Source organism: Allobosea sp. GW823-FHT02B03 (genome assembly GCF_058797755.1).
Window position 1 is genome coordinate 221236 of record NZ_JBXAJY010000008.1, and the last position, 26689, is coordinate 247924.

Consider the following 26689-nt stretch of genomic DNA (forward strand, 5'->3'; position numbering starts at 1 on the left):
CGCGGCACCGGATCCGGTGAGGATAAGGGGATTGCTGAATGTCGGGGTCCGACCCTTCCCACGCCGTCGCGGCCGAGCCTGAAGCCGAGAGCTACGACCTTTCCGAGCAGGTCGGCTTCATCCTGCGTCAGGCGGTTCAGCGCCATGTCTCGCTGTTCAACGAGATCATGGGGCCGGAGCTGACGCCGACGCAGTGGGCTGTCCTCTCGCGGCTCTATCTCGAAGGCGGCAGCTCGCAGAACCTGCTCGGGCGCCAGACCGCGATGGACGCGGCGACGATCAAGGGCGTGGTCGACCGGCTGATCAAGCGCAAGCTGGTGCACACCACCGCCGATCCCGATGACGGGCGTCGCGTCATCGTGCAGCTGACCGAGGCCGGCCGCGCCTATACCCGCGAATTGATGCCGAAGGCCGAGACCGTCACCAAGGTGACGCTGGCGCCGCTCGCGACGAGCCAGCGCACGACGCTGATCTCGCTGCTGAAGCAGCTGCGCTGAGAAGAGCCGGCTCCGCGGCCTACCTGATCACGAAGCAGGCGCTCTCCGCCGCCAGCGCGCGCGCCTCGTCGAGATCGCTCGAGGCGCTGGCGTGGATCGCAAAGAGCGGATCGCCAACCGCGACTTCGTCGCCGACACCGCGGCGCAGATCGATGCCGGCCGCCTTGTCAAAGGGCGCGCCGGCGCGCCTCGCAATGCCTGCGACGGCCCAGCCATCGATCTCGGCGACGGTGCCCGCCGTCTCGGCCCGCACCGTATGGACGAGCAGCCCCGGCATGACCGGCGGGTTGTGGCGCCCCTGCGCATCGACGATGCGCTCGAAGGCGGCGCGCGCCGCGCCCGAGCGCAGCAATTCCTCGGCCCGCGCCCGGCCGGCCTCGACCGAGCCCAGCGCCGGGTCCCAGGCCAGGATGCGACCGGCGAAGAACAGCGCCTTGGCGACGAGATCGGCCGGTGCCTGCGGATCGTTGTCGAGCGCCCAGGCGACATCGCGGCATTCGAGCGCCGGGCCGATGCCGCGCCCGATCGGCCGGGTGCCGTCGGTCGGGAAGGCTTCGACGACGAGGCCGAGCCCGCGCCCGACGGTCTCGAACAGGGCGGCGAGCTCGGCCGCCTCCTCCTGCGATTTCAGCTTGGCGCGCGGACCATAAGGCAGGTCGACGATCACATGGGTCGAGCCGGCCGTCTTCTTCTTCGACAGGATCGAGGCCACCGACCAGCGATTGGAATCGATGCCGAGCGGTCTTGTGATCGCGTTCATCACGTCGTCGACGACCGAATGGTTCAGCCGCCCATTCCAGGCGATGCAGGCCCTGGCCTTCTCGACGCAGGCGCGCAGTTCCGCCGGGGTGAGCTCGACATCGGCGAGCGCTTCCATCGCGTCGGCAGTGCCCGCCGCCGAAGTGATCGCACGCGACGAGGTTTTTGGCATCAGGAAGGCGCCATGGGCGGCGATGATCGGCACCACAATCAGCGTGATCCGGCTGCCGGGAATGCCGCCCATCGAATGCTTGTCGACGACGATCTTGTCGGACCAGCTGATCTGCTGCGCGAAGCGGGTGCGGACGCGGGCGAGCGAGACGACCTCGTCATCCCCGAGTTTCTGCGTCGCTGCGACGAGGAAGGCCGCGACTTCGCCATCGGGATAGCGGGATTCGACGATGTCGCGGATCAGCGTGTGGTACTGCGCCTCGGTCAGCGCGCCGCCTTGGATCTTGCGGGTCAGCGCGGCGCGGCTTTCCGGCGAGGGCGTGCGCCGGATCGAGACTTCCGTCCCCTCGGCAAGGCCGAGCTCGGCGAAGGCCTCGCTGGAGAGGCCGATCTCGTCGGGCGCGAGCGCGGCGGGCAGATCCGCGACCTGGATGTCCGAGCGGATGCTGGCGCCGGCACCGGAGATCTCGATCCGGCCGGGGCCGAGATAGTCGAAGCCGTTGACGAGCTCTCCCTTGGCCGGGAGCCAGGCGCAGTGGGCCCGGCCGGCGAAGACCGGCAGGCGCCGCAGGCGCAAGGTGTTGGCGGCCGATTCGACGGCGGCGATGAAGCGCTCGATCCCGGTTTCCGGGCTCTGGTCGTTGCAGACCGTGACGGTGCGGATGCCGGCCGGCCAGGGCTCGACCTTGCGGGCGAGCCGGTTCTCGATGGCGCTGCCCTGCTCGCGGCCGCGCCCGGCGATCCGGGCGGCCAGGATCTCGGCTGGGGCCGTGACATCGACGATGACAAAGCGCGGCAGCAGCGCCGCAAGCTCGGCGATGACGGCGCGCGAGCCATTGGCGATGACATGGCGGCCGCTCTCGATCGCCGTCACCAGCTCTCGGGGCAGCCCATAGCGCAAGCCATGGGCGCCCCAGCTGATCAGGAAATCGCCGGCGGCCTCGCGCGCCGCGAACCCGACCTCCGTCGCAGCCTCATGCGCCTCGCCGGCCGACCCGGCCGGGCGGGTGATGACCCGCCTGGCGAAGACATAGCGCCCCGTCGGCTCCAGGACCTGCCTGGCGCCGTCGATCAGGGTATCCTTGCCGCCGCCGCTGGGGCCGACGACAAAGAAGAACGTGCCGGGGCGCATCGCAGGATCAGGCCTCGTCGAGGCCGATATCGACCGCCGGGGCCGACTGGGTGATCTTGCTGGTCGAGATATAGTCGACGCCGGTCTCGGCGATCGGCCGGATGGTCTCGAAGCGGATGCCGCCCGAGGCCTCGGTCTTGGCGCGCCCGCCGATCATGGCGACGGCCTTGGTCATGTCGGCGACCGACATGTTGTCGAACATGATCACGTCGGCGCCGGCCTTGACGGCCTCCTCGACCTGTTCGAGCCGGTCGCATTCGACCTCGAGCTTGGTCAGCACCGGCAGCTTCTTGCGGGCCCGTTCGACGGCGGCGCTGATGCTGCCGCAGACGGCGATGTGGTTGTCCTTGATCATCACGCCGTTATCGAGCCCGAGGCGGTGGTTCAGGCCGCCGCCGCAGGTCACTGCGTGCTTCTCCATCATGCGCAGGCCGGGCGTGGTCTTGCGCGTGTCGATCAGACGGGCCTTGGTGCCGGCGATCGCCGCGACATAGCGAGCGGTCTCGTTGGCGATGCCGGAGAGGCGCTGGGCGATGTTGAGCGCGGTGCGCTCGGCGGTCAGCACGCTGCGGGCAGAGCCCTCGACCTCGATCAGGATGGCGCCCTTCTCGACCTTGTTGCCGTCCTTGACGAGCAGCTTCACCTTGAGCTCGGGATCGTAACGCTTGAAGACGCGGGCGGCGACCTCGATGCCCGCGACGATCATCGGCTCGCGGGCGTTCATGTGGAACTTGCCGGTCTCATTCGCCTCGATCATGACTTGCACGGTCAGGTCGCAGGCGCCGATATCCTCGGTCAGCCAGAGATCGATCAGGCGATCCGTAACAAAGCTGTCGTACATCGAAACCCCTCCTCGGGCGCTGATCGCCTTGAGCCTTCTCCTCGGAATCGGCGCGCCAACCCGAGCGAAATTTTATTTGTATACGAATAATAACAGTCGATTTTTCCGACTGTCAATCAGCGCTGGATAGCGGCATTGGGGCGGCACGTCTCGCCCGAAATCCCAGGCGTTGGCCGCGAATGCCGTCTGCCGCGAGGAACATCCCCCCCTTCGCGCCAAGCCTCGCTCGCTCGCGCAGGACATCGATACGGTTCTGGTCGGAGACCCCTCGGAGGGCTATCTTGACAGTCTGGCCACCATGCGCCAACGTCATTTGTGTACAAATGATTAGCCGCACCTGACGGCGAGGGTTGACGATGAGCCTGGGGGAAGCGACCGCGACCGCCGACGACAAGATCCGCTGCGATGCCTGTCCGGTGATGTGCTTTATCAAGCCGGGCGCGGTCGGCGCCTGCGACCGCTACGGCAATGTCGACGGCAATCTCGTCCGGGTCGATCCGCATGTGATGCTCGACCGCACCATCGACCAGGGCGGCGAGCTCGTCTCCTTCGCCGGTCCGCGCGAATGGGATGGCGACATCCTGCACCAGCCCGGCACCTTCGTGACGGCGATCGGCGCCGGCACGACCTATCCCGACTACAAGCCCGCGCCCTTCATCGTCTCGTCCGAGGTCGACGGCGTCGACATGGTCACCGTCGTGACCGAGGGCATCTTCAGCTATTGCGGCGTCAAGGTGAAGATCGACACCGACCGCTTCCTCGGCCCTGAGACCGCGATCGTGCGCGTCGAGGGCGAGGCGGTCGGCCATGTCACCTCCGGCGAATACGGCTCGCAGATGCTGTCGCTCGGCGGCGTCCACCACCTCACCGGCGGCTCGAAGAAGGAGGGCCGCGTCACCTGCGACACGCTGCTCTCGCTCAGCAACGGCAAGGCGGTCGAGCTGACGATCGATGGCGGCGAGACCGTCATCGTCCAGGCCGGCAAGCCGCCGATCGTCAACGGCGTCGAGGAGAGCCGGATGCGCGTCGGCTGCGGTTCGGCGACCATCGGCATCTTCGCCAAGCAATGGCATGGCAAGGTCGACGAGGTCGTGGTCGTCGACGACCACATCACCGGCGTGCTCTCGGAGCACCAGGCCGGCAAGCTGCTCGGCATGCCGGCGACCGGCCTGAAGATGAAGGGTCGCCGCTCGACGCCCGGCCGTTATTTCCAGGTCGCCCAGCCCGGCACCGGCTGGGGCGGCACCAATATCAGCGATCCGCTGACCATCCTCGGGCCGTTCGATCCGAAGGTCGCCTATCCCGGCCTGCGCCTGCTGATGGTCTCGACCACCGGCGAGCACGCCGCCTATTACGAGCTCGACGAGAACCTCGTGCCTGTCGAGATGCAGATGCCGGAGCGGCTGGTCGAACCGGTCGAGCGCATCGCCGAGAATTGCGAGCCTGCTCTCTCGACCGTGCTGTTCATCGGCGGTGCCGGCGGCTCGCTGCGCGCCGGCGTCACCGAAAACCCGGTCAGGCTGACGCGCTCGGTCAAAGACGCGCTGACCTATGTCACCTGCGGCGGCGCGCCGGTCTATATCTGGCCGGGCGGCGGCATCACCTTCATGGTCGACGTCACCCGCCTGCCGGAGAACGCCTTCGGCTATGTGCCGACGCCGGCCCTGGTCGCGCCGCTCGAGTTCACCATGAAGCTCTCGGACTATCAGGAGCTCGGCGGGCATATGGACTATGTCCGGCCGCTTTCCGAACTCACTGCGGACGGCAGGCTCAAGCTGCCGCAGCGACTCGACAATCCCTGGCCGCTGGCGCCGGAGCGGATGCGCCGCTCGCACGGCTGAGCGATGTTCGAAGCCCCCTCCGCGCGCCTGCTGCCCGACGGCAAGCGCCTGCTGCTCCAGCAGGGGCCGATCGATCTCGTCGTCGAAGCCGCCGGCCCGGCAGCGGCGGTCGAAGCGGCCTACCGGGCAGCGATGCGGCGTTTCGACGGGCTGCTCGCGGAACTCTGCGGCGAACTTGCCCTGCTGCGCTCGCCGGTGCGGACGAACAGTGCGTTGCCGGAAGGGCCGGTCGCCCGGCGGATGCATCAGGCGGTCGCGCCCTTCGCCGCCGCGACCTTCATCACGCCGATGGCGGCGGTCGCAGGCTCGGTGGCGCAGGAGATTCTCGGCGTGATGGTCGAGGCGGCGCCGCTGGCGCGCGCCTATGTCAACAATGGCGGCGACATCGCCCTGCATCTGGCTGAAGGCGAGACCTTCCGGATCGGCCTGGTCGAGCGGCCGGACCGGCCAAATCTCTTCGCCACCGCCAGCATCGCCGCCGCCGATCCGGTGCGCGGCATCGCCACATCCGGCTATCCCGGCCGCAGCTTCTCGCTGGGCATCGCCGAGGCTGTGACCGTGCTTGCCCCGACCGCCGCCATGGCCGATGCGGCTGCGACCGTGATCGCCAATGCGATCGACCTGCCGGGCCACCCGGCCGTCGAGCGCCTGCCGGCCGAGGCGATCCAGGCCGACAGCGATCTCGGGACGCGCCTCGTCACCCGCAATGTCGGGCCGCTGACGGAAGCCGAAATCGAGACGGCGCTCGCCGGCGGCCTCGCCGAGGCGCAGCGCCTGCGCGCGGCAGGCCTGATCGTCGCGGCCGCCATGCATCTTCAGGGCGTGAGCAAAATGCTGGCCACCCCTATGATCCTTCAAGAACAAGCTGAGAGGAGACTTGCCCGTGCCTGAGATCGCCGTGCGAAAGTATTCTGTGACCGTGGAAGAGATCTTTCACGAGGGCGGCCCGGCCGTCGCGACGCCGCTGAAGCGCGGCGCGGCGGTCGCCGTGATCGCCAACCCCTTTGCCGGCCGCTATGTCGAGGACATCCAGGGCTTCATGGAAGACCTGAAGCCGCTCGGCCTCGCCATGGCGCAGCGCCTGCTCGCCGCGATGGGCGGCGACGTCAAGGCGATCGAGGGCTATGGCAAGGGCTCTATCGTCGGCGCCGCCGGCGAGCTCGAGCACGGCGCGCTCTGGCATGTGCCGGGCGGCTACGCCATGCGCGAACTGCTTGGGGATGCCAAGTCGATCGTCCCGTCGACCAAGAAGGTCGGCGGCCCCGGCACCCGCCTCGACATCCCGGTCACCCATGTCAACGCATCCTATGTCCGCAGCCATTTCGACGCTTTCGAGATCGGCGTCACCGATGCGCCCAAGGCCGACGAACTGCTGTTCGCGCTGGTGATGACGACCGGTTCGCGCATCCATGCCCGCGTCGGCGGCCTGAAGGCGAGCGAGATCAAGGGCGAGGACGGGCTGAGATGAAGGCTTCGATCCGCAAGATCGTCACCATCCTCGACGAGACCCATTCCGAGATGGGTCAGCCCGTCGCGCCGGCGATCCGCCGCGCGGCGGCGGTGGCGGTGATCGCGAACCCCTTCGCCGGCAAGTACCAGACGGATCTCTCCGAGCTGATCGAGATCGGCGAGGAGCTCGGCGACCTGCTCGGCCGTCATGCGCTGAAGGCGCTCGGCATCGAGGGCGAGGCCGTGCAGGGCTATGGCAAGGCCGCCGCCGTCGGCGAGGACGGCGAGTACGAGCATGCGGCTGCGATCCTGCATCCGAAACTCGGCGCGCCGCTTCGCAAGCTGCTCGGCAAGGCGCCGGCGCTGATCCCGTCCTCGAAGAAACGCGGCTCGCTCGGCGTGGTGCTCGACGTGCCGCTCGGCCACAAGGCCGGCGCCTATGTCCGCAGCCATTTCGACGGCATGGAAGTGCGCATCCCCGACGCACCGCGCGCCGGCGAGATCGTCGTCGCGGTCGCCCTGACCAGTGGCGGACGCCCGCTGCCGCGCGTCGGCGGCCTGACCCATGACGAGGTCAAGGGCGAGGACGGCCTGCGCTAGAGGCGACCGGCACGGCGCCATCTCGCCACCTCATTGCCGCGATAGCTTCGCTGCGATGATGCCGGCGCGATGGCGCGACCCGGCCGCGGCGCGAGCCGCAGCCCAGCGCGCGGCGCAGATCGGTATCTTCTTTCAACCGATTGAAAACTGGCAGCCTTCTGCGCCATGCTGAGGCAAGGCGAAAAAAGCCGCCAGCCCAAGGTTCAAAAGATCATGCTCGACAAAGCCACTCCGCCGCGCACGCTCAAGCTCAATGCCGCCGACAATGTCGCGGTGGCGGTCGATCCGATCGATGTCGGCGTCAGCGCCGCCGGGGTCACCGCGCTGAAGCGCATCCCGCGCGGCCACAAGATCGCGCTGGTGCCGATCGCCAAGGACGAGCCGATCCGCAAGTTCGGCCAGATCATCGGCTTCGCCACGCTCGACATCCCGCCGGGCGAGTGGGTCCACGAGCATAATACCGGCTTCCACGCCTTCGAGCGCGACTATGCCTTTGCGGCCGAGGCAAAGAAGGAACTGATCCTGCCGGTCGAGCAGCAGGCGACCTTCCAGGGCTTCCGCCGCAAGGACGGCCGCGCCGGCACGCGCAACTATGTCGGCATCCTCACCTCGGTGAACTGCTCCGCCTCGGCCGCGCGCTTCATGGCCGAGGAGGTCAAGCGCTCCGGCATCCTCGCCGACTATCCCAATGTCGACGGCGTCATCGCGCTGACCCACGGCACCGGCTGCGGCATCGACTATAATGGCGAGAGCTTCGAGGTGCTGAAGCGCACCACCTGGGGCTATGCCTGCAACCCCAACATGGCGGCAGTGCTGGTCGTCGGCCTCGGCTGCGAAGGCTTCCAGATCAAGCGCATGAAGGAGGCCTATGGCGTCGAGGAGAGCGACATCTTCCGCACCATGACGATCCAGGAGACCGGCGGCACGAAGAAGTCGGTCGCCGCCGGCGTCGAGGCGCTGAAGACCATGCTGCCGATCGCCAACCAGGCGGTGCGCGAGACCGTCCCGGCTTCCGAACTGATGCTGGCCCTGCAATGCGGCGGCTCGGACGGCTATTCCGGCATCACCGCCAATCCGGCGCTGGGCGCCGCCGTCGACATCCTGGTCGAGCATGGCGGCACCGCGATCCTCTCGGAGACGCCGGAGATCTACGGCGCCGAGCACCTGCTCACCCGCCGCGCCGCCACCCGCGAGGTCGGCGAGAAGCTCGTCGGCATCATCAAGTGGTGGGAGGACTATACCGAGCGCGCCCGGATGAGCATGAACAACAATCCCTCGCCGGGGAACAAGGCGGGCGGGCTGACCACCATCCTGGAGAAGTCGCTGGGCGCCGCCGCCAAGGGCGGCACCAAGACGCTGTCGGCCGTCTACCACTATGCCGAGCCGGTGCGCGACAAGGGCTTCGTCTACATGGACACGCCCGGCTACGACCCGGTCGCAGCGACCGGGCAGGTCGCCGGCGGCGCCAACATCCTCGCCTTCACCACCGGCCGCGGCTCGGCCTATGGCTGCAAGCCGACCCCCTCCGTCAAGCTCGCCACCAACACGCCGATCTACGAGAAGATGATCGACGACATGGACATCAATTGCGGCGACGTGCTCGACGGCGTGAGCCTGGAAGAGAAGGGCCGCGAGATCTTCAATACGCTGCTGAAGATCGCGTCCGGCGAGCGCTCCAAGTCCGAGCAGCTCGGCTATGGCGACGCCGAGTTCGTGCCCTGGCAGATCGGCGCGACGATGTGAGGACGGCGGCCCTCGGCCGCCTCCGCTATCACAGCCGGCATCACCCCGGCGCGATCTGCAGCGGGTCGACCGAGATCGCCCGCTTCAGCGTGCGCAGGCCGAAGGTCGTGCGTGACTGGCGTAGGCCCGGAAGCCGGTAGATTTTTTCGCGCAGGAAGCGCTCATAGTGCTCGGTGCCGCTGACCACGGCCTTGACCAGATAATCATAGTCGCCGGTGACGAGATGGGCCTCGACCACTTCCGGGATGCGCGCCAGCGCCTCGCCGAAGCGGTCGAGCAGTTTGTCGTCATGCTTGTCGAGCGTGATCTCGATGAAGACGACATTGTCGAGCCCGAGCGCGCGATGGTTCAGCACCGCGACGTATTTCTCGATCGCGCCGCTCTCCTCGAGCCGCTTCACCCGCGTCCAGCACGGCGAGGGCGACAGGCCGACCTTCTCGGCCAGCGCATTGATCGTCAGCCGGCCATCCTCGTTCAGGGCCGAAAGGATGCGCCTGTCGATCTGGTCGAGTTCATCGCCGCGCCGCGCCTTGATCACCATCGAATGAATTTTCCGCCAAATATCTAATTGACAGAAAGATCGTCCGAACATGAGCAAATCACAAGGCCATTTCGGCAAGAAATAGGCATTTCACAGCCCTAACATGCCCGCATAAGGACGGCGCCCCGTCGGGCGCCCCCCGCAGACACGTCTTGCGGCGATGGCCGCGGCGCGGAATGCTGGGTCGGACAGAGCCTAGGGAGCGTGGACATGACAGACCCCTCACCGCTTCGGTTCCATGTTCCCGTCCCCGCCAGTCGCCCCGGCGAAAAGCCCGACTTCTCCCATGTCGTGATCCCCAAGGCCGGCTCGGTGCAGCGCCCGCCGGTCGATGTCGATCCAAGGGAGATCCGCGACCTCGCCTATTCGATCATCCGCGTGCTCAACCGCGAGGGCGAGGCGGTCGGCCCCTGGGTTCCCGACCTCTCCAAGGACGATCTGATCCGCGGGCTGCGCCACATGCTGACGCTGCGCGCCTTCGATGCACGCATGCAGATGGCCCAGCGCCAGGGCAAGACCTCGTTCTACATGCAGCACACCGGCGAGGAGGCGGTGAGCTGCGCCTTCCGCATCGCGCTCGGCAAGGGCGACATGAACTTCCCGACCTATCGCCAGGCCGGACTGCTGATCGCGCACGACTATCCGCTCGTCGAGATGATGTGCCAGATCTATTCGAACGAGCGCGACCCGATGAAGGGCCGGCAATTGCCGGTGATGTACTCCTCCAAGGAGAACGGCTTCTTCTCGATCTCCGGCAATCTCACCACCCAGTTCGTCCAGGCTGTCGGCTGGGCGATGGCCTCGGCGATCAAGGGCGACAATCGCATCGCCGCCGCCTGGGTCGGCGACGGCTCGACGGCGGAATCGGATTTCCACGCGGCGCTGGTCTTCGCCTCGACCTACAAGGCGCCGGTCGTCCTCAACGTCGTCAACAACCAGTGGGCGATCTCGACCTTCCAGGGCATTGCCCGCGGCGGCTCCGGCACCTTCGCCGCCCGCGGCCTCGGCTTCGGCATCCCCGCCCTGCGTGTCGACGGCAACGACTACCTCGCGACCTATGCCGTCGCGCAATGGGCGATCGAGCGGGCCCGCCGCAATCTCGGGCCGACGCTGGTCGAATACGTCACCTATCGCGCCGGCGCGCATTCGACCTCGGACGATCCCTCCGCCTATCGGCCCAAGCACGAATCCGACGACTGGCCGCTCGGAGACCCGATCGTGCGGCTGAAGCAGCACTTGATCGCGACCGGCGCCTGGACCGAGGAGCGCCACAAGCAGATCGAGGCCGAGATCATGGCGACCGTCATCGCCGCCCAGAAGGAAGCGGAGAGCTTCGGCACGCTCCATGCCGGCGGCAAGCCTTCCTCGCGCGACATGTTCGAGGACGTCTACGCCGAGCTGCCGCCGCATCTGCGCCGCCAGCGCCAGCAGATCGGAGTCTGACCCATGGCCCGCATGACCATGATCGAGGCGATCCGCTCGGCCCTCGACGTCTCCATGGGCCGCGACGACAACGTCGTCGTCTATGGCGAGGATGTCGGCTATTTCGGCGGCGTCTTCCGCTGCACCCACGGCCTCCAGCAGAAATACGGCGTCAACCGCTGCTTCGACGCGCCGATCAGCGAGCTCGGCATCGTCGGCACTGCGATAGGTATGGCCGCGTATGGCCTGCGCCCCTGCGTCGAGATCCAGTTCGCCGACTACATGTACCCGGCCTATGACCAGATCGTCTCGGAAGCGGCGCGCCTGCGCTACCGCTCGGCCGGCGACTTCACCTGCCCGATGGTGATCCGCATGCCGACCGGCGGCGGCATCTTCGGCGGCCAGACCCATAGCCAGAGCCCAGAAGCTCTCTTCACCCACGTCTCCGGGCTGAAGACGGTGGTGCCGTCCAATCCGCGCGACGCCAAGGGCCTGCTGATCGCGGCGATCGAGGATCCGGATCCGGTGATCTTCCTCGAACCGAAGCGGCTCTATAACGGCCCGTTCGACGGCCATCACGACCGCCCGGTCACGCCCTGGTCGAAGCATGAGCTCGGCGAGGTCGAGGAAGGCCATTACACCATCCCGCTCGGCAAGGCGGCGATCCGCCGCGAAGGCGCGGCCGTCACCATCGTGACCTACGGCACCATGGTGCATGTCGCGCAGGCGGCCGCCGAGGAGACCGGCATCGACGCCGAGATCATCGACCTGCGCACCTTGCTGCCGCTCGATCTCGACGCGATCGTCGCCTCGGTCTCGAAGACCGGGCGCTGCATCGTCCTGCACGAGGCGACGCTGACCTCGGGCTTTGGTGCGGAGCTGGCCGCTCTCGTGCAGCAGCACTGCTTCTACCATCTGGAAGCGCCGATCATGCGCGTCACCGGCTGGGACACGCCCTATCCGCACGCACAGGAATGGGCCTACTTCCCCGGCCCCGCCCGCGTCGGCGCCGCGCTGCGCGAGATCATGGAGAGCCGCTGATGGCCGAGCGCATCATCAAGCTGCCGGATGTCGGCGAGGGCATCGCCGAGGCCGAGCTGGTCGAGTGGCACGTCAAGGTCGGCGACATCGTCCGCGAGGACGACCTCATCGCCGCCGTGATGACCGACAAGGCGACCGTCGAGATCCCCTCTCCCGTCGAGGGCGAGGTCACCTGGGTCGGCGCCGAGATCGGCGACACGGTCGCGATCGGCTCGGCACTGGTCAAGCTGAAGGTCGCCGGCGACCGCGCGGCGGCCGAGGAGTCGGCCGAGGCCGAAGCGCCGGCCGAGCCGCCGAAGACAAAGCCCGCGGCGGCGGCACCCGCTGCACCAGCCGCGGCGCCCGAGCCTGCTCCCAAGCAGATGCCGACGCCCAAGCCCGCTGCCGCTCCGGCCCGACCGGCGCCCGTCGCGGTAGCCGCCCCGCGCCGCGCCGCCGGCGAGAAACCGCTCGCGTCCCCGGCCGTCAGGCTGAAGGCGCGCGAGGCCGGCGTCGATTTGCGCCAGGTCCAGGGCTCCAGCCCGGCCGGCCGCATCACCCATGAAGACATCGACTCCTTCATCCAGCACGGCCCCGAGGTCCCGGCCAAGGGCGGGCTCGTCGCCAGGACGGCGGTGACCGAGGTCAAGGTCGTGGGCTTGCGCCGTCGCATCGCCGAGAAGATGGCGCTGTCGAAGTCGCGCATCCCGCACATCACGATTGTCGAAGAAGTCGACGTCTCCGCCCTCGAAGACCTGCGCGCAGCGCTTAACAAGAAGCCGACCGCCGAGCGGCCGAAGCTGACTCTGCTGCCCTTCCTGATGCGGGCCATGGTCAAGGCGCTCGCCGAGCAGCCGGCGCTGAACGCGCTCTATGACGACGAAGCCGGGATCGTGCGCCAGCATGCCGGCATCGACATCGGCATCGCGACGCAGACGCCGTCGGGCCTGATCGTGCCGGTGGTCAAGCATGCCGAGGCGCGCGACCTCTGGGGCTGCGCCCTCGAATTGTCGCGCCTCGCCGAGCGTGCCCGCGACGGCACCGCGACGCGTGACGAGCTCACCGGCTCGACCATCACCATCACCTCGCTCGGCGCGCTCGGCGGCATCGCCACCACGCCGGTGATCAACCATCCCGAGGTCGCGATCGTCGGCGTCAACAAGATGGTGGTGCGCCCGGTCTGGGACGGCGCCACCTTCGTGCCGCGCAAGATGATGAACCTCTCCTCCAGCTTCGATCACCGCGTCGTCGACGGCTGGGACGCCGCCGTCTTCGTGCAGCGCCTCAAGCAGTTGCTGGAAACCCCCGCGACGCTGTTCGTGGACCTGTGAGCGGCGGGAGCGAGCCATGACCGAAATCACCTGCAAGCTCCTCGTCATCGGCGCCGGCCCGGGCGGCTATGTCTGCGCCATCCGTGCCGGCCAGCTCGGCATCGACACCGTCATCGTCGAGCGCACCAAGCTCGGCGGTACCTGCCTCAACATCGGCTGCATCCCCTCCAAGGCGATGATCCATGTCGCCGAGGAGTTCGAGAAGGCGGCCCATGCCGCCGCCGGAAAGACGCCTTTCGGCCTGACCGCCGCCGAGCCGAAGCTCGACCTGAAGCAGGCCGTCGCCTGGAAGGACGGCATCGTCCAGCGCCTCAACAACGGCGTCGCCGCGCTCCTGCGCAAGGCCAAGGTCAAGATCGTCCATGGCCAGGCCCGCTTCCGCGACGGCAAGACCGTGGCGGTCGAGACCGAGACCGGCCCGAAGGTGATCAAGGCCGAGACCATCGTGATCGCGACCGGCTCGGTTCCGGTCGAGCTGCCCTTCCTGCCCTTCGGCGGCAACGTCATCTCCTCGACCGGCGCGCTGGCGCTGACCGAATTGCCGAAGCGCCTCGTCGTGGTCGGCGGCGGCTATATCGGCCTCGAACTCGGCACCGCCTTCGCCAAGCTCGGCGCCAAGGTCACCGTGGTCGAGGCGCAGGACAAGATCCTGCCGCTCTACGATGCCGAACTGACCGCACCCGTCGCCAAGAGCCTCTCGGCGCTCGGCGTCGAGGTCCTGCTGGGCGCCAAGGCGCTCGGGCCGACCGCCAAGGGCGACGGCCTGCGCATCGAGACCGCCGACGGCAAGGAGCGCGAGCTCCAGGCCGACAAGATCCTGGTCACGGTCGGCCGTGCGCCTGCGACGGCTAAACTCGGCCTCGACGAACTCGTGCTCGACATGGACGGTCGCTTCATCCGCATCGGCGAGCGCTGCGAGACCTCGATGCGCGGCATCTACGCCATCGGCGACGTCACCGGCGAGCCGATGCTGGCGCACCGCGCCATGGCGCAGGGCGAGATGGTCGCCGAGATCGTCGCCGGCGAGCCGCGGATCTGGGACAAGGCCTGCATCCCGGCGATCTGCTTCACGGATCCCGAGATCGTCTCGGCCGGCCTCTCGCCGGCGGAGGCCAAGGCCGCCGGCTTCGAGGTCAAGCTCGGCCAGTTCCCCTTCCAGGCCAATGGCCGCGCCATGACCCGCCATGGCGAGGCCGGTTTCGTGCGCGTCGTCGCCCGCGCCGACAACCATCTCGTCCTCGGCATCCAGGCCGTCGGACAAGGCGTCTCGGAGCTTTCCGCCGCCTTCGGCCTCGCCATCGAGATGGGCGCGAGGCTGGAGGACATCGCCGGCACGATCCACGCCCACCCGACCTTGGGCGAGGCCTTCCAGGAATCGGCGTTGAAGGCGCTCGGCCACGCCTTGCACATCTGAGGCGAACGCAGGCCGGGGCACAACCCGGCGAGGGTTGACGTAGCGGCGCAGGCCGCTTCGACTGGCAGGACGGGCCACGACGGGCCCCCCCCTGACTGCCGGAGCCTGCCGTGACCGAACCCTGCGATCTCGATGCCGTCACCGCCCGCCGCCTGATCGGCGAGAAGAAGCTCTCGGCCAGCGAGCTGCTCGAAAGCTGCCTCGCCCGAATCGACGCCGTCGATCCCGCCGTCAACGCCATGGTGGCGCGCGACGACGAGCGCGCCCGTGCCACGGCGAAGGCCGCCGATGCGGCAACCATGAGCGGCGATACTGTGCCGGCCCTGCACGGCCTGCCGATCGGCATCAAGGATCTGGAAGACGTCGCAGGCCTGCGCACCACCTATGGCAGCCCGCTCTTCGCCAAGCATGTGCCGAAAGAAGACCAGCTGATCGTCGCCTCGGTCCGCAAGGCCGGCGCCGTCATCGTCGGCAAGACCAACACGCCCGAATGGGGCGCCGGCGCCAACACCCGTAACGCCGTCTATGGCGTCACCGGCAATCCCTTCGATCCCTCGCGCTCGGCCGCCGGCTCCTCCGGCGGCTCGGGCGTCGCGCTCGCGACCAATATGGTGCCGATCGCCACCGGCTCGGACACCGGCGGCTCGCTGCGCAACCCGGCCGCCTTCAACGGCATCGTCGGCTTCCGCCCCTCGCCCGGGCTGGTGCCGAGCGACAAGCGAGCGCTCGGCTGGAATCCGCTCTCGGTGCTCGGTCCGATGGCGCGCACCGTTCCCGATCTCTGCCTGCTGCTCTCGACCCTGGTCGGCGACGACGCCTGCGATCCGCTGGCGACGACGATCCATGGCAGCACAGTCCGCCGGCCCGAGGATTTCGCCCGCCCGCAAGCCTGCGACCTTGCCTCGCTGAAGGTGGCGATTACCCCCGATTTCGGCTTCGCGCCCACCGAGAAGCACATCCGCGAGGTCTTCGCCGACAAGGTCGGCCGCTTCAGCAGCGTCTTCGCCCACGCCGACGAGGCGACGCCGGATTGCGCCGGCACCGATGAGAGCTTCGAGGTGCTGCGCGCCGTCAACTTCCTCGCCGGGCAGTATGAGCGGGTGCGCGACACGCCGGAAAAGGTCGGCCCCAATGTCCGCGCCAATGTCGAGGAGGGCCTGCGCTACGGCCCGCTCGACATCACCCGGGCGCTGAAGCAGCAGACCGTGATCTACAATGCCTGGCAGCGCTTCTTCACCGATTACGACGTCATCCTGTCACCGGCGATGACGCTGTCGCCGCGCCCCTGGTCGGAGCTCTATCCCGCCGAGATCGACGGCAAGCCGACGCGGACCTACTTCCACTGGCTCGCCATGGCGTATGCGGTGACCATCGTCGGCCACCCGGCGATCTCGCTGCCGGTCGGGCTCGACCGCAACGGCATGCCCTTCGGCCTGCAGATCGTCGGCCCGCGCGGCGGCGACGCCAAGGTGCTTGCCGTCGCGGCAGCGCTCGAGTCACTCTTGGCGGGCGATCCGCTGACGGCGCGCCCGGTGCCGGATATCGCCGGGCTCAGGGCCGCGCCCAGGCTCGCGGACAGCCCGAATTTTCTCGGCTTCGACTAGCGGGGCATCAGCCCGGCCCCACTCCACAAAGAGCAGAGAGACAAGTTTCATCGACTGTTAGACCAATCATAAAAGGGGAGAGACCATATGAAGCGCCGTCAGTTTCTGCAGGGCACGGCAGCCGCCGCCCTGTTCGCTCCAGCCATGACACGGGGCGCATTCGCTCAAGCGGCGAACGCCACCGTGATGAAGATGGCGCCGCAGGCCAACCTCACCTCGCTCGACCCGATCTGGACGACGGCCACCGTCACCAACAACCATGGCTACTACGTCTTCGACACGCTCTATGGCGGCGATCTCGATCTGAAGCCGCAGCCGCAAATGGCCGAGGGCCATGAGATCTCGGCCGACGGCAAGGTCTGGAAGATCAAGCTGCGCGAGGGCCTCGCCTTTCATGACGGCCAGCCCGTCCGCCCGGCCGACTGCATCCAGAGCCTGAAGCGCTGGTGCCAGCGCGATCCCTATGGCCAACTCCTGATCAAGGCCGTCGAGGCCTGGGGCGCACCCGACGAGCGGACCATCGAGATCAAGCTGACCCGGCCCTTCCCGATGATGCTGGACTGCCTCGCCAAAGCCGATAACCCGCCCTTCATCATGCCCGAGCGCCTGGCGCAGACCGACGCCACCAAGCAGGTCACCGAGATGACCGGCTCCGGCCCCTACAAGTTCATCGCCGCCGAGTACGTAACCGGCAGCCGCGTGGTCTACGAGAAGAACGAGGCCTACAAGCCGCGCAGCGAGCCGCCGAGCCGCAATGCCGGCGGCAAGGTCGCGCATTTCAAGCGCATCGAATGGCCGATCCTGCCCGACCCCGCGACCGCCGCCGCCGCCCTGACCAAGGGCGAGATCGACTGGTGGGAGCGCCCGCTCGCCGACCTCCAGCCGCTGCTCGCGCGGAGCCCGGACGTCACCCGCGAGGTCATCGACAAGAACGGCCGCGGCTCGATCATGCGGCTGAACCATCTGCAGCCGCCCTTCAACAATCCCAAGGTCCGCGCCGCCGTCCGCATGGGCGTCAATCAGGAAGACTATATGCGGGCCTCCCAAGGCGACGACACCACCGCCTGGCAAATCTGCCGGAACCTGTGGTGGCGCGGCACGCCCTATTACACCGGCGAGCTCGAGGACCTGATGCCGCAGAGTCTCGACAAGGCCAAGGCGGCGCTGAAGGAGTCCGGCTACAAGGGCGAGAAGGTCGTCATCATCAACCCGACCGACTTCCCCGATATCGGCCCGCTCGGCGACGTCACCTACGAACTGCTCAAGTCGATGGGCATGAATGTCGAGATGGCGGCGAGCGACTGGGGCACGGTGATCCAGCGCCGCAACAGCCGCGAGCCGGTCGAGAAGGGCGGCTGGAGCATCTTCCACACCACCGGCGCGGCGGTCGGCTGGGGCAACCCGGCGCTCTCCAATCTCGTCCGCGGCCCGGGCGAGAAGGGCTGGTTCGGCTGGTGGACCAATGCCAAGGCCGAGGAACTGGCCGAGGAATGGCTCTATGCGCCGGACGAGGCCGCGCAGAAGAAGGCGGCAGTCACGCTGGGCCGGCTCGCACTCGAGGAATGCGCCACCATCCCGCTCGGCCAGTTCGTCATCAAGACGGCCTACCGCAAGGACCTGACCGGCATGCTGCCGGGCTCGGCGCCCTATCCCTGGGGGCTGAAGCGGGTTTGACGCCCACCGTCATTCTCGGGCGGCGCACAGCGCTGACCCGAGAATCTCGTGTCGGTAAGGCGCGGGGAACCCCCTCCTGTAAGGAGAGGGCAGGGTGGGGTGTAGGCCGTCGAACCAGCTCCGCGAGCGCTCACCGCCCAGCCGCGTTCAGGCCAACGATTTCTCTCCCGAACACCTCACCCCTACCCCTCTCCTTCCAGGAGAGGGGTTCTACCGCGGTGGCTCGTGCGCCTACGCCGTTCCCGCCGCCACCGCCGCCGACCAGGGCGAGGCAGCGTCGCTGATCCCCTGTGCCGCGCCCTTTTCCGCCCGGATGATGTTCGGGCAGGCGAAGTTCAGTGGCAGCACGCCGTGCTCGACCACGGTCAGCGGCCCCGCTGCCGCAAGCGCGTCCAGCGTCGCCTCCGGCAGGCGGGCATCGGCGCTGGCACCGTCCGGACCGGAGACGTCGATGCGCGGCTGATGCGCCGCCTCCTCGAGGCCCATCCCGCAATCCAGGGTGAAGGCGAGCGACTGGTAGACGCTGGCGAGGATGCGCCGACCGCCAGAGGCTCCCGCCGCATGGCGCGGCCAGCCGCCATCGGCCGGCGTCACCACCACCGGGCACATATTGCACAAGGGCCGCGCGCCCGGCGCGATCGCATTGGCGCTGCCCGGGCGCGGATCGAACCACATCATGCCGTTGTTCATCAGCACGCCGGTATCGGGCAGGACATAGCGGCTGCCCATGGAAGACAGCAGCGTCGTGGTCAGGGCGACGAGATTGCCGTCGCCATCGACCACGGTGAGATGGGTGGTGCAGGTCTCGCTCGGCTCCTTCGCAGCTTGCGCCGCGCCGAGGCCTTCGAGCCGGCTCGAATAGGCCTCGCGCATCACCTGCGAGAGCCTAGCGAACCAGGCGGCATTGGGCCCGCCGGCTGCGGGCCTGCTCTCCGCCATCCCCTCGATCACCGCCTGCAGGGTCGGCGCCGCCGTCAGCCCGCCGGCGGTGTGGATGCGATGCGTGCCGCGCCAGTCGATCACCGGCGCATCGCGCACGCTGGCGACGCAATCGGCGAGGTCCTGCGCATCGACGACGCCGCCGGCCGCGGCGATGTCGGCGGCAAGCCGCCCCGCCAGCTCGCCGCGATAGAAATCGTCGAGACCGGCCTTGGCCAGATGCTCCAGCGTCGCCGCGAGATTGCCGAGCGGCCTGAAGCCCGGCACGCCCTGATAGGGCGGCACCGGCGGCAGACCGTCCGGCAGGTAGATCCGGGCGCTTTCCTCATAGAGCCGGAGCACCGAGGCCGAGGAGGCGATCTTCAACGTCGTGTACCAGTCCAGCGCGAGACCGCGCCTTGCGAGCGCGATCGCGGGCTGGAGCAGTTCGGAGACCGGCATCGTCGTGCCGAAGCGCTCCTTCAGCGTCGTGTAGCCGGCAACCGAGGAGGGGATGCAGAAGGAGAGCGGCCCGTGGATGTTGCGGTCGCCGACCACGCCCGGCCAGGCGAAGAAATCGAGTTTCATCTCGCCGGTCAGCGGATAATCGGCCGGATCGGCGCGGCGCGGCGCCACCGGCCCGAAATCGACGACCTCGGCCTTGCTCTCGCCGGCCTTCAGCACGACGCCGAAACCGATGCCGCCGAGCCCGCTGTTCCAGGGCTCGACCGCGGCCAGCGCAAAGGCCGTCGCGACCACGGCATCGGCGGCGTTACCGCCGGCTTCGAGGATCGCGGCACCGGCGGCAGCGGCCTCATGATTCTGCGAGACGACGATGCCGCCGCGCCCGCGCGCCGCGGGCTTTTCCAGCTTCCAGTTCTGCGTGCGATAGGCTTCGGCGCGGCGCGGTGCGGCAGTCATGCTCGGTCTCTCCGGACTATCTCACCGCCAAGGTGGCATGGCCGCCGGCCGTGGTCATCGGCCGCCGGCGAAGGGCTGCCACGCATTCACAGCGTGCGCAGCTCCTCCTTCTTGACCTTGCCGGTCGCGGTCATCGGCAGAGCGGGGACGATGCGGATCTCCGGCACCTTGTAGGCGGCCATCCGCGCCTTGCACCAGGCGGTCAGCGCAGCCTCGTCCGGCTGTTCGGCGGCCGCCGGGTTGAGGCAGATATAGGCGACCGGCACCTGGCCGCGCTCGGCATCCTCGCGGCCGATCACGCCGGAGCCGGCGATCGCCGGATGCTGGCCGAGCAGCGCCTCGATCTCGGCCGGGAAAACACTCATGCCCTTGACCTTGAGCATCTCCTTGCGCCGGCCGAGGAAGTGGAGATAACCCTCGGTGTCGATCACGCCGATATCGCCGGTGTGCAGGAAGCCGCCGCGGATCGCCTCGGCGGTAGCCTCCGGCTTGTTCCAATAGCCCTTCATCAGCGAGGGCGAGCGCATGCAGATTTCGCCCTCCTCGCCGAGCGGCTTCAGCGCGCCGGTCTCGAAATCGCAGATCTTGAACTCGGTCCCGGCCTGCGGCAGCCCGACGAAGACCGGCTGCGAGAGAAGGTCGAAGTCGTCCTGCTGCATGCCGACGCTGAAGGAATCCATGGTGTGCGTCTCGGTCATTCCCCAGGCGGCCTCGACCATGGTGCCGCCGGTAAGCTCGCGCCAGCGGCTGCGGAACTCCGGATTGAGCTTCTTGACGAAGGAGGAGACCCGCACCCGCTTCAGCGATGTCAGGTCGAAATCGCGCACGCGCTCGTGCTCGAGCACCTCGACCGTGTTGTCGACGAGCAGATAGGAAAAGCTCGCTCGGTAGCGCTCGACCGCCGCCATGAAGCCGACCGGATCCCAGCGCGCCATCAGCACGACGGTCGCCCCCGCGACGATCGGGAAGAGCAGCCCGGTATCCTCGCCGGCGATCCAGAAGATCGGCACGAAGTTCACGACGACATCGTTCGGCGTCAACGCGAAGCTGGTCGCGAGCGCGGTCGCCGCCGTGTAGAGCATGTCGCCCTGCGTATGAACGCAGCCCTTCGGCATGCCGGTGGTGCCGCCGGTATAGTTCAGCGCCGCGACCGCCTCGAGATCGGGGGTCATCTCCGGAGCCGGGCCGCGGCAGGTCGCCAGCGCCGGCATCAGCTCGCTCTCGCCCTCCCCGGCCGGCAGGCGCGGCTGCAATACGGCGGCGGGAGCCGGAAAGCTCGGCTCGGCCGGCATGAAATCGGCAAAGCCGGTGACGAACACCGTCTTCACCGACGTTTCGCCGCGGACCTTGCGCAGCACCGGCAGCAGCGCGTCCAGGCAGATGACGACTTCGGCCGCGGTGTCGTTGAGCTCATAGGCGAGCTCTGCCTCGCGGAAGAGCGGGTTCACCGGCACGTGCACGCATCCGAGCTTCAGGATGCCGAAGAAGACGATCATGAATTGCGGGCAGTTCGGCAGGAAGACCGCGATCCGGTCGCCGCGGCGGACGCCATGCTCGGTAAGCAGCGCGGCGAAACGGTCGCTCAGCCGGTCGAGCTCGGCATAGCTGATCTCGGTACCGTAAAAGATGCAGGCGGGCTTTTCCGGCTGGCGCCGCGCCCATTCCCTGAGATGCTCGCTGATCGCGATCTCGCCCAGCGGATAATGCGGCTTTCGCGGCAGCTCGGGCGGCCAGGCCTTGTCCCAGAGCGCGTGCAACCCGGCCAGATAGGCGGCTTCCTGCAACTGCAAACCCGTCTCCTCCCGCTCTCTCGTCGCGCCCTCTGGGTGGCGCTGCGGCGGCCTTGAGAAGAATCGATCTTTCGGGGCGCCGCAAGTGCCACAGGCGCCCGACATGCCGCCGGGCGCTGCGGTGCGTTCACTTGCCGAGGACGAGATTCGGCAACCAGGTCGTCAGCGGCGGCCAGAGCGTAATCGCAGCGAGCACGGCGAGCAGCGGGATCAGCCAGGGCACGATCGCCCGCGACATCGCCTCGAACGAGATCTTGGCGATCTTCGAGGTAACGAAGAGCACGACGCCGACCGGCGGCGTGATCGTGCCGATCATCAGGTTGAGCACGAAGATCAGCCCGAACTGGATCGGGTCGATGCCGAACTGCGCCGCCGCCGGCGTCAGGATCGGGATCAGGATCAGCATCGCCGCCAGCGCTTCCATGAAGCAGCCGACGAAGAGCAGCAGCAGGTTGACGATCAGGAGGAAGACCAGCGGATTGCCGGCGAGGTCGACCAGCATCGGACCGACGGTCTGCGGGATACGCGAGATCGACAGGCACCAGCCGAGCGCCGCCGCCGTCATCACCAGCGCCAGCACGACGCCGGTCGTCTCGACAGTCTGCACGACAAGTTCGGGCAGATCGTTCAGCGAGAAGCTCCGGTAAACGAAGAGCCCGAGCACCAGCGCATAGGCGGTCGCGACCGCGGCCGCTTCCGTCGGCGTGAAGATCCCGCCCATCATGCCGCCGAACAGGATGACCGGTGTCATCAGCGCCCAGTGCGCCTCCTTGTAGGCGACCCAGAGCTGCGCCGTGCCAGGGAAGGGGTGACGCGGCAGGTCGCGCTTTCTGGCGACATAGACCACCATCGCCATCAGCGCGCCGGCCATCAGCAGGCCAGGGATGACGCCTGCAAGGAAGAGCCCGCCGATCGAGACGTCGGCGGAGACGCCATAGATCACCATCGGCAGCGAGGGCGGGATGATCGGGCCGATCGTCGCCGAGGCCGCGGTGATCGCGGCCGCGGTCTCCGCGTCGTAGCCCTCGTCCTGCATCGCCTTGATCTCGAGCGTGCCGACGCCACCGGCATCGGCCACCGCAGAGCCGGACATTCCCGCGAAGATCACGCTGGCGAGAATGTTCGCGTGGCAGAGCCCGCCGCGCAGCCAGCCGACGCAGGCCGTGGCGAAGGCGAAGATCCGGTCGGTGATCCCCGCCGAATTCATGATGTTGCCCATCAGGATGAAGAGCGGCGCCGCCAGCAGCGGAAAGGAATTGGCGGATTGCGCGATCTTCTGCGGCACGATGCCGAACGGGAAGCCGCCGAGGAAGGCGAAGGCGATCGCCGCGAGCCCCATCGAGACGAAGAGCGGTACGCCCATCAGCAGCGCGATGAACCAGACCGGCAGGATCTGCAGCATCAAGGTGCTCATAGCGGCTGCGTCCCCGGCTCGGCGGTCTCGATCTTGCGGCCGGCAAGCACATCGCCGATCTCGGCCAGCGCCTGCAGAATCAAGGCGAGGCCGGCGAGCGGCATCACCACATAGAGCGCCGCACTGCTCACCGGCAGCGCGATCGATTCGACATCCCAGGTCCGCTCGATCAGGCCGAAGGAGTGGCGGATCAGGACCGCAGCGAAGAGGATGATCGCCACCTGCGTAACGAGCTCAAGCAGCCGCCCGGCCGGTTTCGGCAGGAGGTCGGCGAAGACGGTGATCCGGATATGCGCGCGCCGCCGGGCGGCGATAATCCAGCCGACGAAGCCGGTCCAGACGAGCAGATATTGCGCCAGCTCATCGGTCCAGGCGAGCGGCGCATTCAGCTGGCGCGAGGCGACGCCGAGCAGCACCGCGACGAGCAGCGAAAGCAGCAGGGCGACGGCGGCGGCGCGGACGAAACGGTCAGAGAGAGCGACGAGGGATTTCAAACGCGGCTTCCCGATCAAGGCGGAAATCTAAGACCTTGTCGTCCCGGCCGGAGCGAAGCGAAGAGCCGGGACCCATGCCTGAACCGCTCAGGAATGGATCCCGGGTCGGGCTGCGCTCGCCCGGGATGACCACAAAGAGGAAGGCGTCACAACGCCGCGAGCGCGTCCCAGGTGCCCTTGCCCCATTTGCCCTCGAACTGCTTCGGCAGGGTTGCCAGAACGGGCTTGCTGAAGCTTTCGAGATCAGGCTCGGTGACCGTCATGCCCGCCGCCTTCAGCGTCGCGACGAGGCTGCCCTCCTGGCTGGCGAGCTCGGCGTCCTGCCAGGCGACACCATTGGCGATCGCGGCTTCGAGGATCGTCCGGTCGGCGTCCTTCAGCCCCTTCCAGAAGTCCTGGTTGATGACGATCAGGCGCGGCGTGATGATGTGGCCGGTCAGGATAAGGTGCTTCTGCACCTCCTGCAGCTTGGCGCTGTGGATCGTCGGCAGCGGGTTCTCCTGGCCATCGACCGCGCCCTGGCTGAGCGCCAAGTAGAGCTCGTTGAAGTTGACCGGCGTCGCCTTGGCGCCCCAGGCCTCGACCATGGCGCGGAAGGTGTCGACCGGCGGCACCCTGAGCTTGAGACCGGCGACATCGGCTGCGCTCTTCACCGCCTTGGAGCCTGTGGTCAGGTGGCGCTTGCCATAATAGGTCACCGCGGCCATGCGCATGCCGCGCTTCTTGGCGAGCTCGTCGTTCATCTGGGTGAAGACCGGCGCCTTGGCGACCTTGGCCATGTGGGCAGGGTCGCGCCAGAGATAGGGCGCCTCGACCACCGAGAGCTGCGGCAGGAAGGAACCGAGCGCGGCGGCGCCGTCCGTCGTCATCGTCAGCGCGCCCGAGGCGACCGATTCCATCATGTCCTTGCCGGAGCCGAGCTGGCCGGCCGGGAAGGACTGGATGTCGACGCGGCCAGAGGTCTTCTCCTTCACCTCCTTGGCGATGCGATCGACCATCTGCACCTGCGGATGGGTCGTCGGCAGCATCTCGCCCCAGCGCAGCACGGTCGCCTGGGCCCGCAGCACGGTCGGCATCGCGATCGCGGCACCGGCCGCGGCCGAGCCGGCGAGAAAGGCGCGCTTGGTCAGCTTCGTCATGATTGTCCTCCTCCCTGTGTGACGCCGGCGCTTCCCTCCACTCCCTCATCCTGAGGAGCGATCTTGAGATCGCGTCTCGAAGGATGCTCCAGCTGGTTCCGGAGCTTCCTGGAGCATCCTTCGAGACGCCGCTTTCGCGGCTCCTCAGGATGAGGGTTTGGAGATCGAGCGCCTTGGTCTTCTCCCTCAGAACGGCCGGTTTCCGGCTCGATTATGCGTTTCAGTAGCTCATCGCCCGGGTCCGGGCGTTGTTGATGTGCTCGCTCATCGCCGCGGCGGCCGCCTCCGGATCGCGCGTTTCGATCGCGGCGATGATCTTCAGATGATCCTGCATCACCGGCACGATGATGCTGTTGTGGATGCGCGTCTCGTATTGCCGGATCAGCCTGATCTTCAGCCAGGTGACGCGGAAGGCCTGGCTGACGATGTCGTTGTCGAGGTGATCGATGATCGCCTCATGCATCAGCCGGTCGACATCCTCGGCCTCCTCGATCAGCGCCTGACCTTCCTCGCCGGCCTCGGCGCGCCGCACGATCGCCTCGTGACGCTCGCGCTGCTCGGCGATCTCCGCGTCGCTGGCATTGCGGGCATAGGCCGCCGTCGCTTCCTTCTCGAGGAAGAGCCGGAACTGGAAAGCATTGCGGATCAGGTTGAGGTCGACATGGGCGACTTGCATGCCGCGCTGCGGCACAGTCTTGATCAGCCCTTCGGCCTCCAGCCGCGGGATCAGCTCCCGGATGGCGCCGAGCGGGAAGCCCGTCATCGCGACGAGCTCGCGCTGGGTGACGAACTGGCCCGGCTTGATCTCGCGGGCGAGCAGCCGCTCGGTGAAGCTGGCATAGGCCCGCTCCCTGAGCTTCAGCGGCTCGCCTTCGCGCTCCGGCTCGGACTGGCTCATCTCGTCTCCTCAGCGCGCTTTCCGTTCAGCCGGAACCGGCTGAACGACGTGAATTCGCGCCAAACCAGGTTGGAGCATGTTCTTATCGCAAAAGTGGCCCCCACTTCTGCGGAACATGCTCTAGGCCGCCTTGGCGCGTGTGATCTGGTCGAAGGCCGCGAACAGCCGCTTGCGCTGGCTCTCGTCGAGCGCCGTCAGCGGTGCCCGCATCGCGCCATAGCCGGCATCGCCATGCAGATGGCCGACCAGCGCCTTTACCGCCGGCAACACCGGATAGGAACAGATCTCGTCGACCAGCGCGTTCACGACCGGATTCTCGATGCCCTCATAGACCAGCGGCCGCAGCAGCTGCGGAACGAGGTTGGCGACGCCGCAGATCGAGCCCTGCGCACCGGCCCGGACCGCCCGCGCCAGCAGGCGCTCGTCGCCGACCAGGATGGCGAGCTCGCCATGCGCCTTGAGGAAGGCTTCCGTCGTCGGATAGTCGCAGGAGGAATCCTTGACGCCGGTGACGACGCCCGGAAACGCCTTCTTCAGCCGCTCGACCAGACCGACCGAGATGTTGACCGCCGTCACCGAGGGAATGTGGTAGAGGATGGTGTTGCGCGCCGACGGGCCGAGCTTCTCGAAGAACTGCGAGAACCAGGCATAGAGCCCCTCGTCGCTGACGCCCTTGAAGTAGAAGGGCGGCGCGACCAAAAGCCCCTTTGCCCCGATGTTCAGCGCCGTCTGCGCCTGCTCGACCGCCTCGTGCAGCGAGGAGGCGGCGATGCCGGCATAGATCTGCCGGGCCGGGTCGATGCCGGCGCCGACCAGCGCGCCCAGCATCGCGGTCCGGGCCGGGGCGCCGAGCGCCGCCCCCTCGCCGGTGGTGCCGAACAGGGTGACGCTGTCGCAGCCATTGGCCAGAACGTAGCGGGCGTGATGGACGAGCCGCGGCAGGTCGACGGCGCCGCCCTCCCGCATCGGCGTGGTAATGGCGCAGGAGAGGCCGAAGCGATTGGTGTCGAGAGCCATGGAGATCGTCTTTCCCAGAGCGTGTTAAACTGACATGTTAGACAAAGGTTAGCGCGCAG

At 67.9% G+C, this 26689-nt stretch carries 22 protein-coding genes; 12 read left to right on the forward strand and 10 right to left on the reverse strand.

Annotated elements, in window-relative coordinates; genetic code table 11:
• Positions 1-38 precede the first annotated feature (38 nt).
• Positions 39-497: a MarR family winged helix-turn-helix transcriptional regulator gene (locus AC1REK_RS25725; protein WP_316019217.1), complete on the forward strand. Its 459-nt coding sequence runs from the start codon at positions 39-41 to the stop codon at positions 495-497.
• Positions 498-516: 19 nt separating this feature from the next.
• On the opposite strand, the gene phnN is transcribed toward AC1REK_RS25725, so the two are convergent.
• Together phnN and nadC are read right to left on the reverse strand one after the other, a co-directional pair.
• Entirely contained in the window at positions 517-2559 is a 2043-nt protein-coding gene (gene phnN / locus AC1REK_RS25730; RefSeq protein ID WP_492269972.1) for a phosphonate metabolism protein/1,5-bisphosphokinase (PRPP-forming) PhnN, read from the reverse strand.
• A 7-nt stretch (positions 2560-2566) separates the two neighbouring features.
• A complete protein-coding gene (gene nadC, locus AC1REK_RS25735) occupies positions 2567-3400 on the reverse strand; it encodes a carboxylating nicotinate-nucleotide diphosphorylase (protein ID WP_492269973.1) in 834 nt (277 codons plus the stop codon).
• Between the two features lie 356 nt (positions 3401-3756).
• Between nadC and AC1REK_RS25740 the strand changes: the two genes are divergently transcribed.
• The 5 genes from AC1REK_RS25740 to AC1REK_RS25760 all read left to right on the forward strand — a co-directional run bounded on the left by AC1REK_RS25740 (position 3757) and on the right by AC1REK_RS25760 (position 9033).
• Positions 3757-5241, forward strand: coding sequence for a 6-hydroxynicotinate reductase (locus AC1REK_RS25740; RefSeq protein ID WP_327523395.1), 1485 nt, complete (start codon positions 3757-3759; stop codon positions 5239-5241).
• 3 nt (positions 5242-5244) lie between these two features.
• Positions 5245-6132, forward strand: coding sequence for a UPF0280 family protein (locus AC1REK_RS25745; protein WP_492269974.1), 888 nt, complete (start codon positions 5245-5247; stop codon positions 6130-6132).
• Positions 6125-6709, forward strand: coding sequence for an amino acid synthesis family protein (locus AC1REK_RS25750; protein ID WP_316019222.1), 585 nt, complete (start codon positions 6125-6127; stop codon positions 6707-6709). Before AC1REK_RS25745 ends, AC1REK_RS25750 begins: the two co-directional genes overlap by 8 nt.
• Positions 6706-7290, forward strand: a complete 585-nt coding sequence (locus tag AC1REK_RS25755) for an amino acid synthesis family protein (RefSeq protein WP_492269975.1) — start codon at positions 6706-6708, stop codon at positions 7288-7290. Before AC1REK_RS25750 ends, AC1REK_RS25755 begins: the two co-directional genes overlap by 4 nt.
• Positions 7291-7503: 213 nt before the next feature.
• Positions 7504-9033 (forward strand): UxaA family hydrolase, encoded by a 1530-nt coding sequence (locus AC1REK_RS25760; RefSeq protein WP_327523398.1) that lies wholly within the window; start codon positions 7504-7506, stop codon positions 9031-9033.
• Between the two features lie 40 nt (positions 9034-9073).
• Here AC1REK_RS25760 and AC1REK_RS25765 read toward each other — a convergent pair whose 3' ends face one another.
• Positions 9074-9574, reverse strand: a complete 501-nt coding sequence (locus tag AC1REK_RS25765) for an Lrp/AsnC family transcriptional regulator (protein WP_492269976.1) — start codon at positions 9572-9574, stop codon at positions 9074-9076.
• Positions 9575-9784: 210 nt separating this feature from the next.
• Between AC1REK_RS25765 and AC1REK_RS25770 the strand changes: the two genes are divergently transcribed.
• From AC1REK_RS25770 to AC1REK_RS25795, 6 genes are all read left to right on the forward strand, one after another.
• Positions 9785-11017, forward strand: a complete 1233-nt coding sequence (locus AC1REK_RS25770; protein ID WP_492269977.1) for a 3-methyl-2-oxobutanoate dehydrogenase (2-methylpropanoyl-transferring) subunit alpha — start codon at positions 9785-9787, stop codon at positions 11015-11017.
• Positions 11018-11020: 3 nt separating this feature from the next.
• Positions 11021-12037: an alpha-ketoacid dehydrogenase subunit beta gene (locus tag AC1REK_RS25775; protein ID WP_066479393.1), complete on the forward strand. Its 1017-nt coding sequence runs from the start codon at positions 11021-11023 to the stop codon at positions 12035-12037.
• Complete coding sequence (locus AC1REK_RS25780) at positions 12037-13347, forward strand: dihydrolipoamide acetyltransferase family protein (protein ID WP_492269978.1); 1311 nt, start codon at positions 12037-12039, stop codon at positions 13345-13347. The genes AC1REK_RS25775 and AC1REK_RS25780 overlap by 1 nt, the downstream gene beginning before the upstream one ends.
• Before the next feature lie 16 nt (positions 13348-13363).
• A complete protein-coding gene (lpdA, locus tag AC1REK_RS25785) occupies positions 13364-14761 on the forward strand; it encodes a dihydrolipoyl dehydrogenase (RefSeq protein WP_492269979.1) in 1398 nt (465 codons plus the stop codon).
• A gap of 110 nt (positions 14762-14871) precedes the next feature.
• On the forward strand, positions 14872-16365 hold the full coding sequence (locus tag AC1REK_RS25790; protein WP_492269980.1) for an amidase: 1494 nt from the start codon (positions 14872-14874) through the stop codon (positions 16363-16365).
• Positions 16366-16452: 87 nt separating this feature from the next.
• Positions 16453-18039, forward strand: coding sequence for an ABC transporter substrate-binding protein (locus AC1REK_RS25795; RefSeq protein WP_316019230.1), 1587 nt, complete (start codon positions 16453-16455; stop codon positions 18037-18039).
• Between the two features lie 231 nt (positions 18040-18270).
• On the opposite strand, the gene AC1REK_RS25800 is transcribed toward AC1REK_RS25795, so the two are convergent.
• The 7 genes from AC1REK_RS25800 to AC1REK_RS25830 form a co-directional block, all read right to left on the reverse strand.
• Positions 18271-19878 (reverse strand): gamma-glutamyltransferase, encoded by a 1608-nt coding sequence (locus AC1REK_RS25800; RefSeq protein WP_492269981.1) that lies wholly within the window; start codon positions 19876-19878, stop codon positions 18271-18273.
• A gap of 86 nt (positions 19879-19964) precedes the next feature.
• Positions 19965-21668 (reverse strand): AMP-binding protein, encoded by a 1704-nt coding sequence (locus AC1REK_RS25805; RefSeq protein ID WP_492269982.1) that lies wholly within the window; start codon positions 21666-21668, stop codon positions 19965-19967.
• A 127-nt stretch (positions 21669-21795) separates the two neighbouring features.
• On the reverse strand, positions 21796-23082 hold the full coding sequence (locus tag AC1REK_RS25810) for a TRAP transporter large permease (RefSeq protein ID WP_492269983.1): 1287 nt from the start codon (positions 23080-23082) through the stop codon (positions 21796-21798).
• Positions 23079-23576, reverse strand: a complete 498-nt coding sequence (locus AC1REK_RS25815) for a TRAP transporter small permease (protein WP_492269984.1) — start codon at positions 23574-23576, stop codon at positions 23079-23081. The genes AC1REK_RS25810 and AC1REK_RS25815 overlap by 4 nt, the downstream gene beginning before the upstream one ends.
• A 146-nt stretch (positions 23577-23722) precedes the next feature.
• Positions 23723-24715, reverse strand: coding sequence for a sialic acid TRAP transporter substrate-binding protein SiaP (locus AC1REK_RS25820; RefSeq protein ID WP_492269985.1), 993 nt, complete (start codon positions 24713-24715; stop codon positions 23723-23725).
• A gap of 220 nt (positions 24716-24935) precedes the next feature.
• Entirely contained in the window at positions 24936-25613 is a 678-nt protein-coding gene (locus tag AC1REK_RS25825; RefSeq protein ID WP_066479364.1) for a GntR family transcriptional regulator, read from the reverse strand.
• A 120-nt stretch (positions 25614-25733) separates the two neighbouring features.
• Complete coding sequence (locus tag AC1REK_RS25830) at positions 25734-26630, reverse strand: dihydrodipicolinate synthase family protein (protein WP_327521276.1); 897 nt, start codon at positions 26628-26630, stop codon at positions 25734-25736.
• Positions 26631-26689 lie beyond the last annotated feature (59 nt).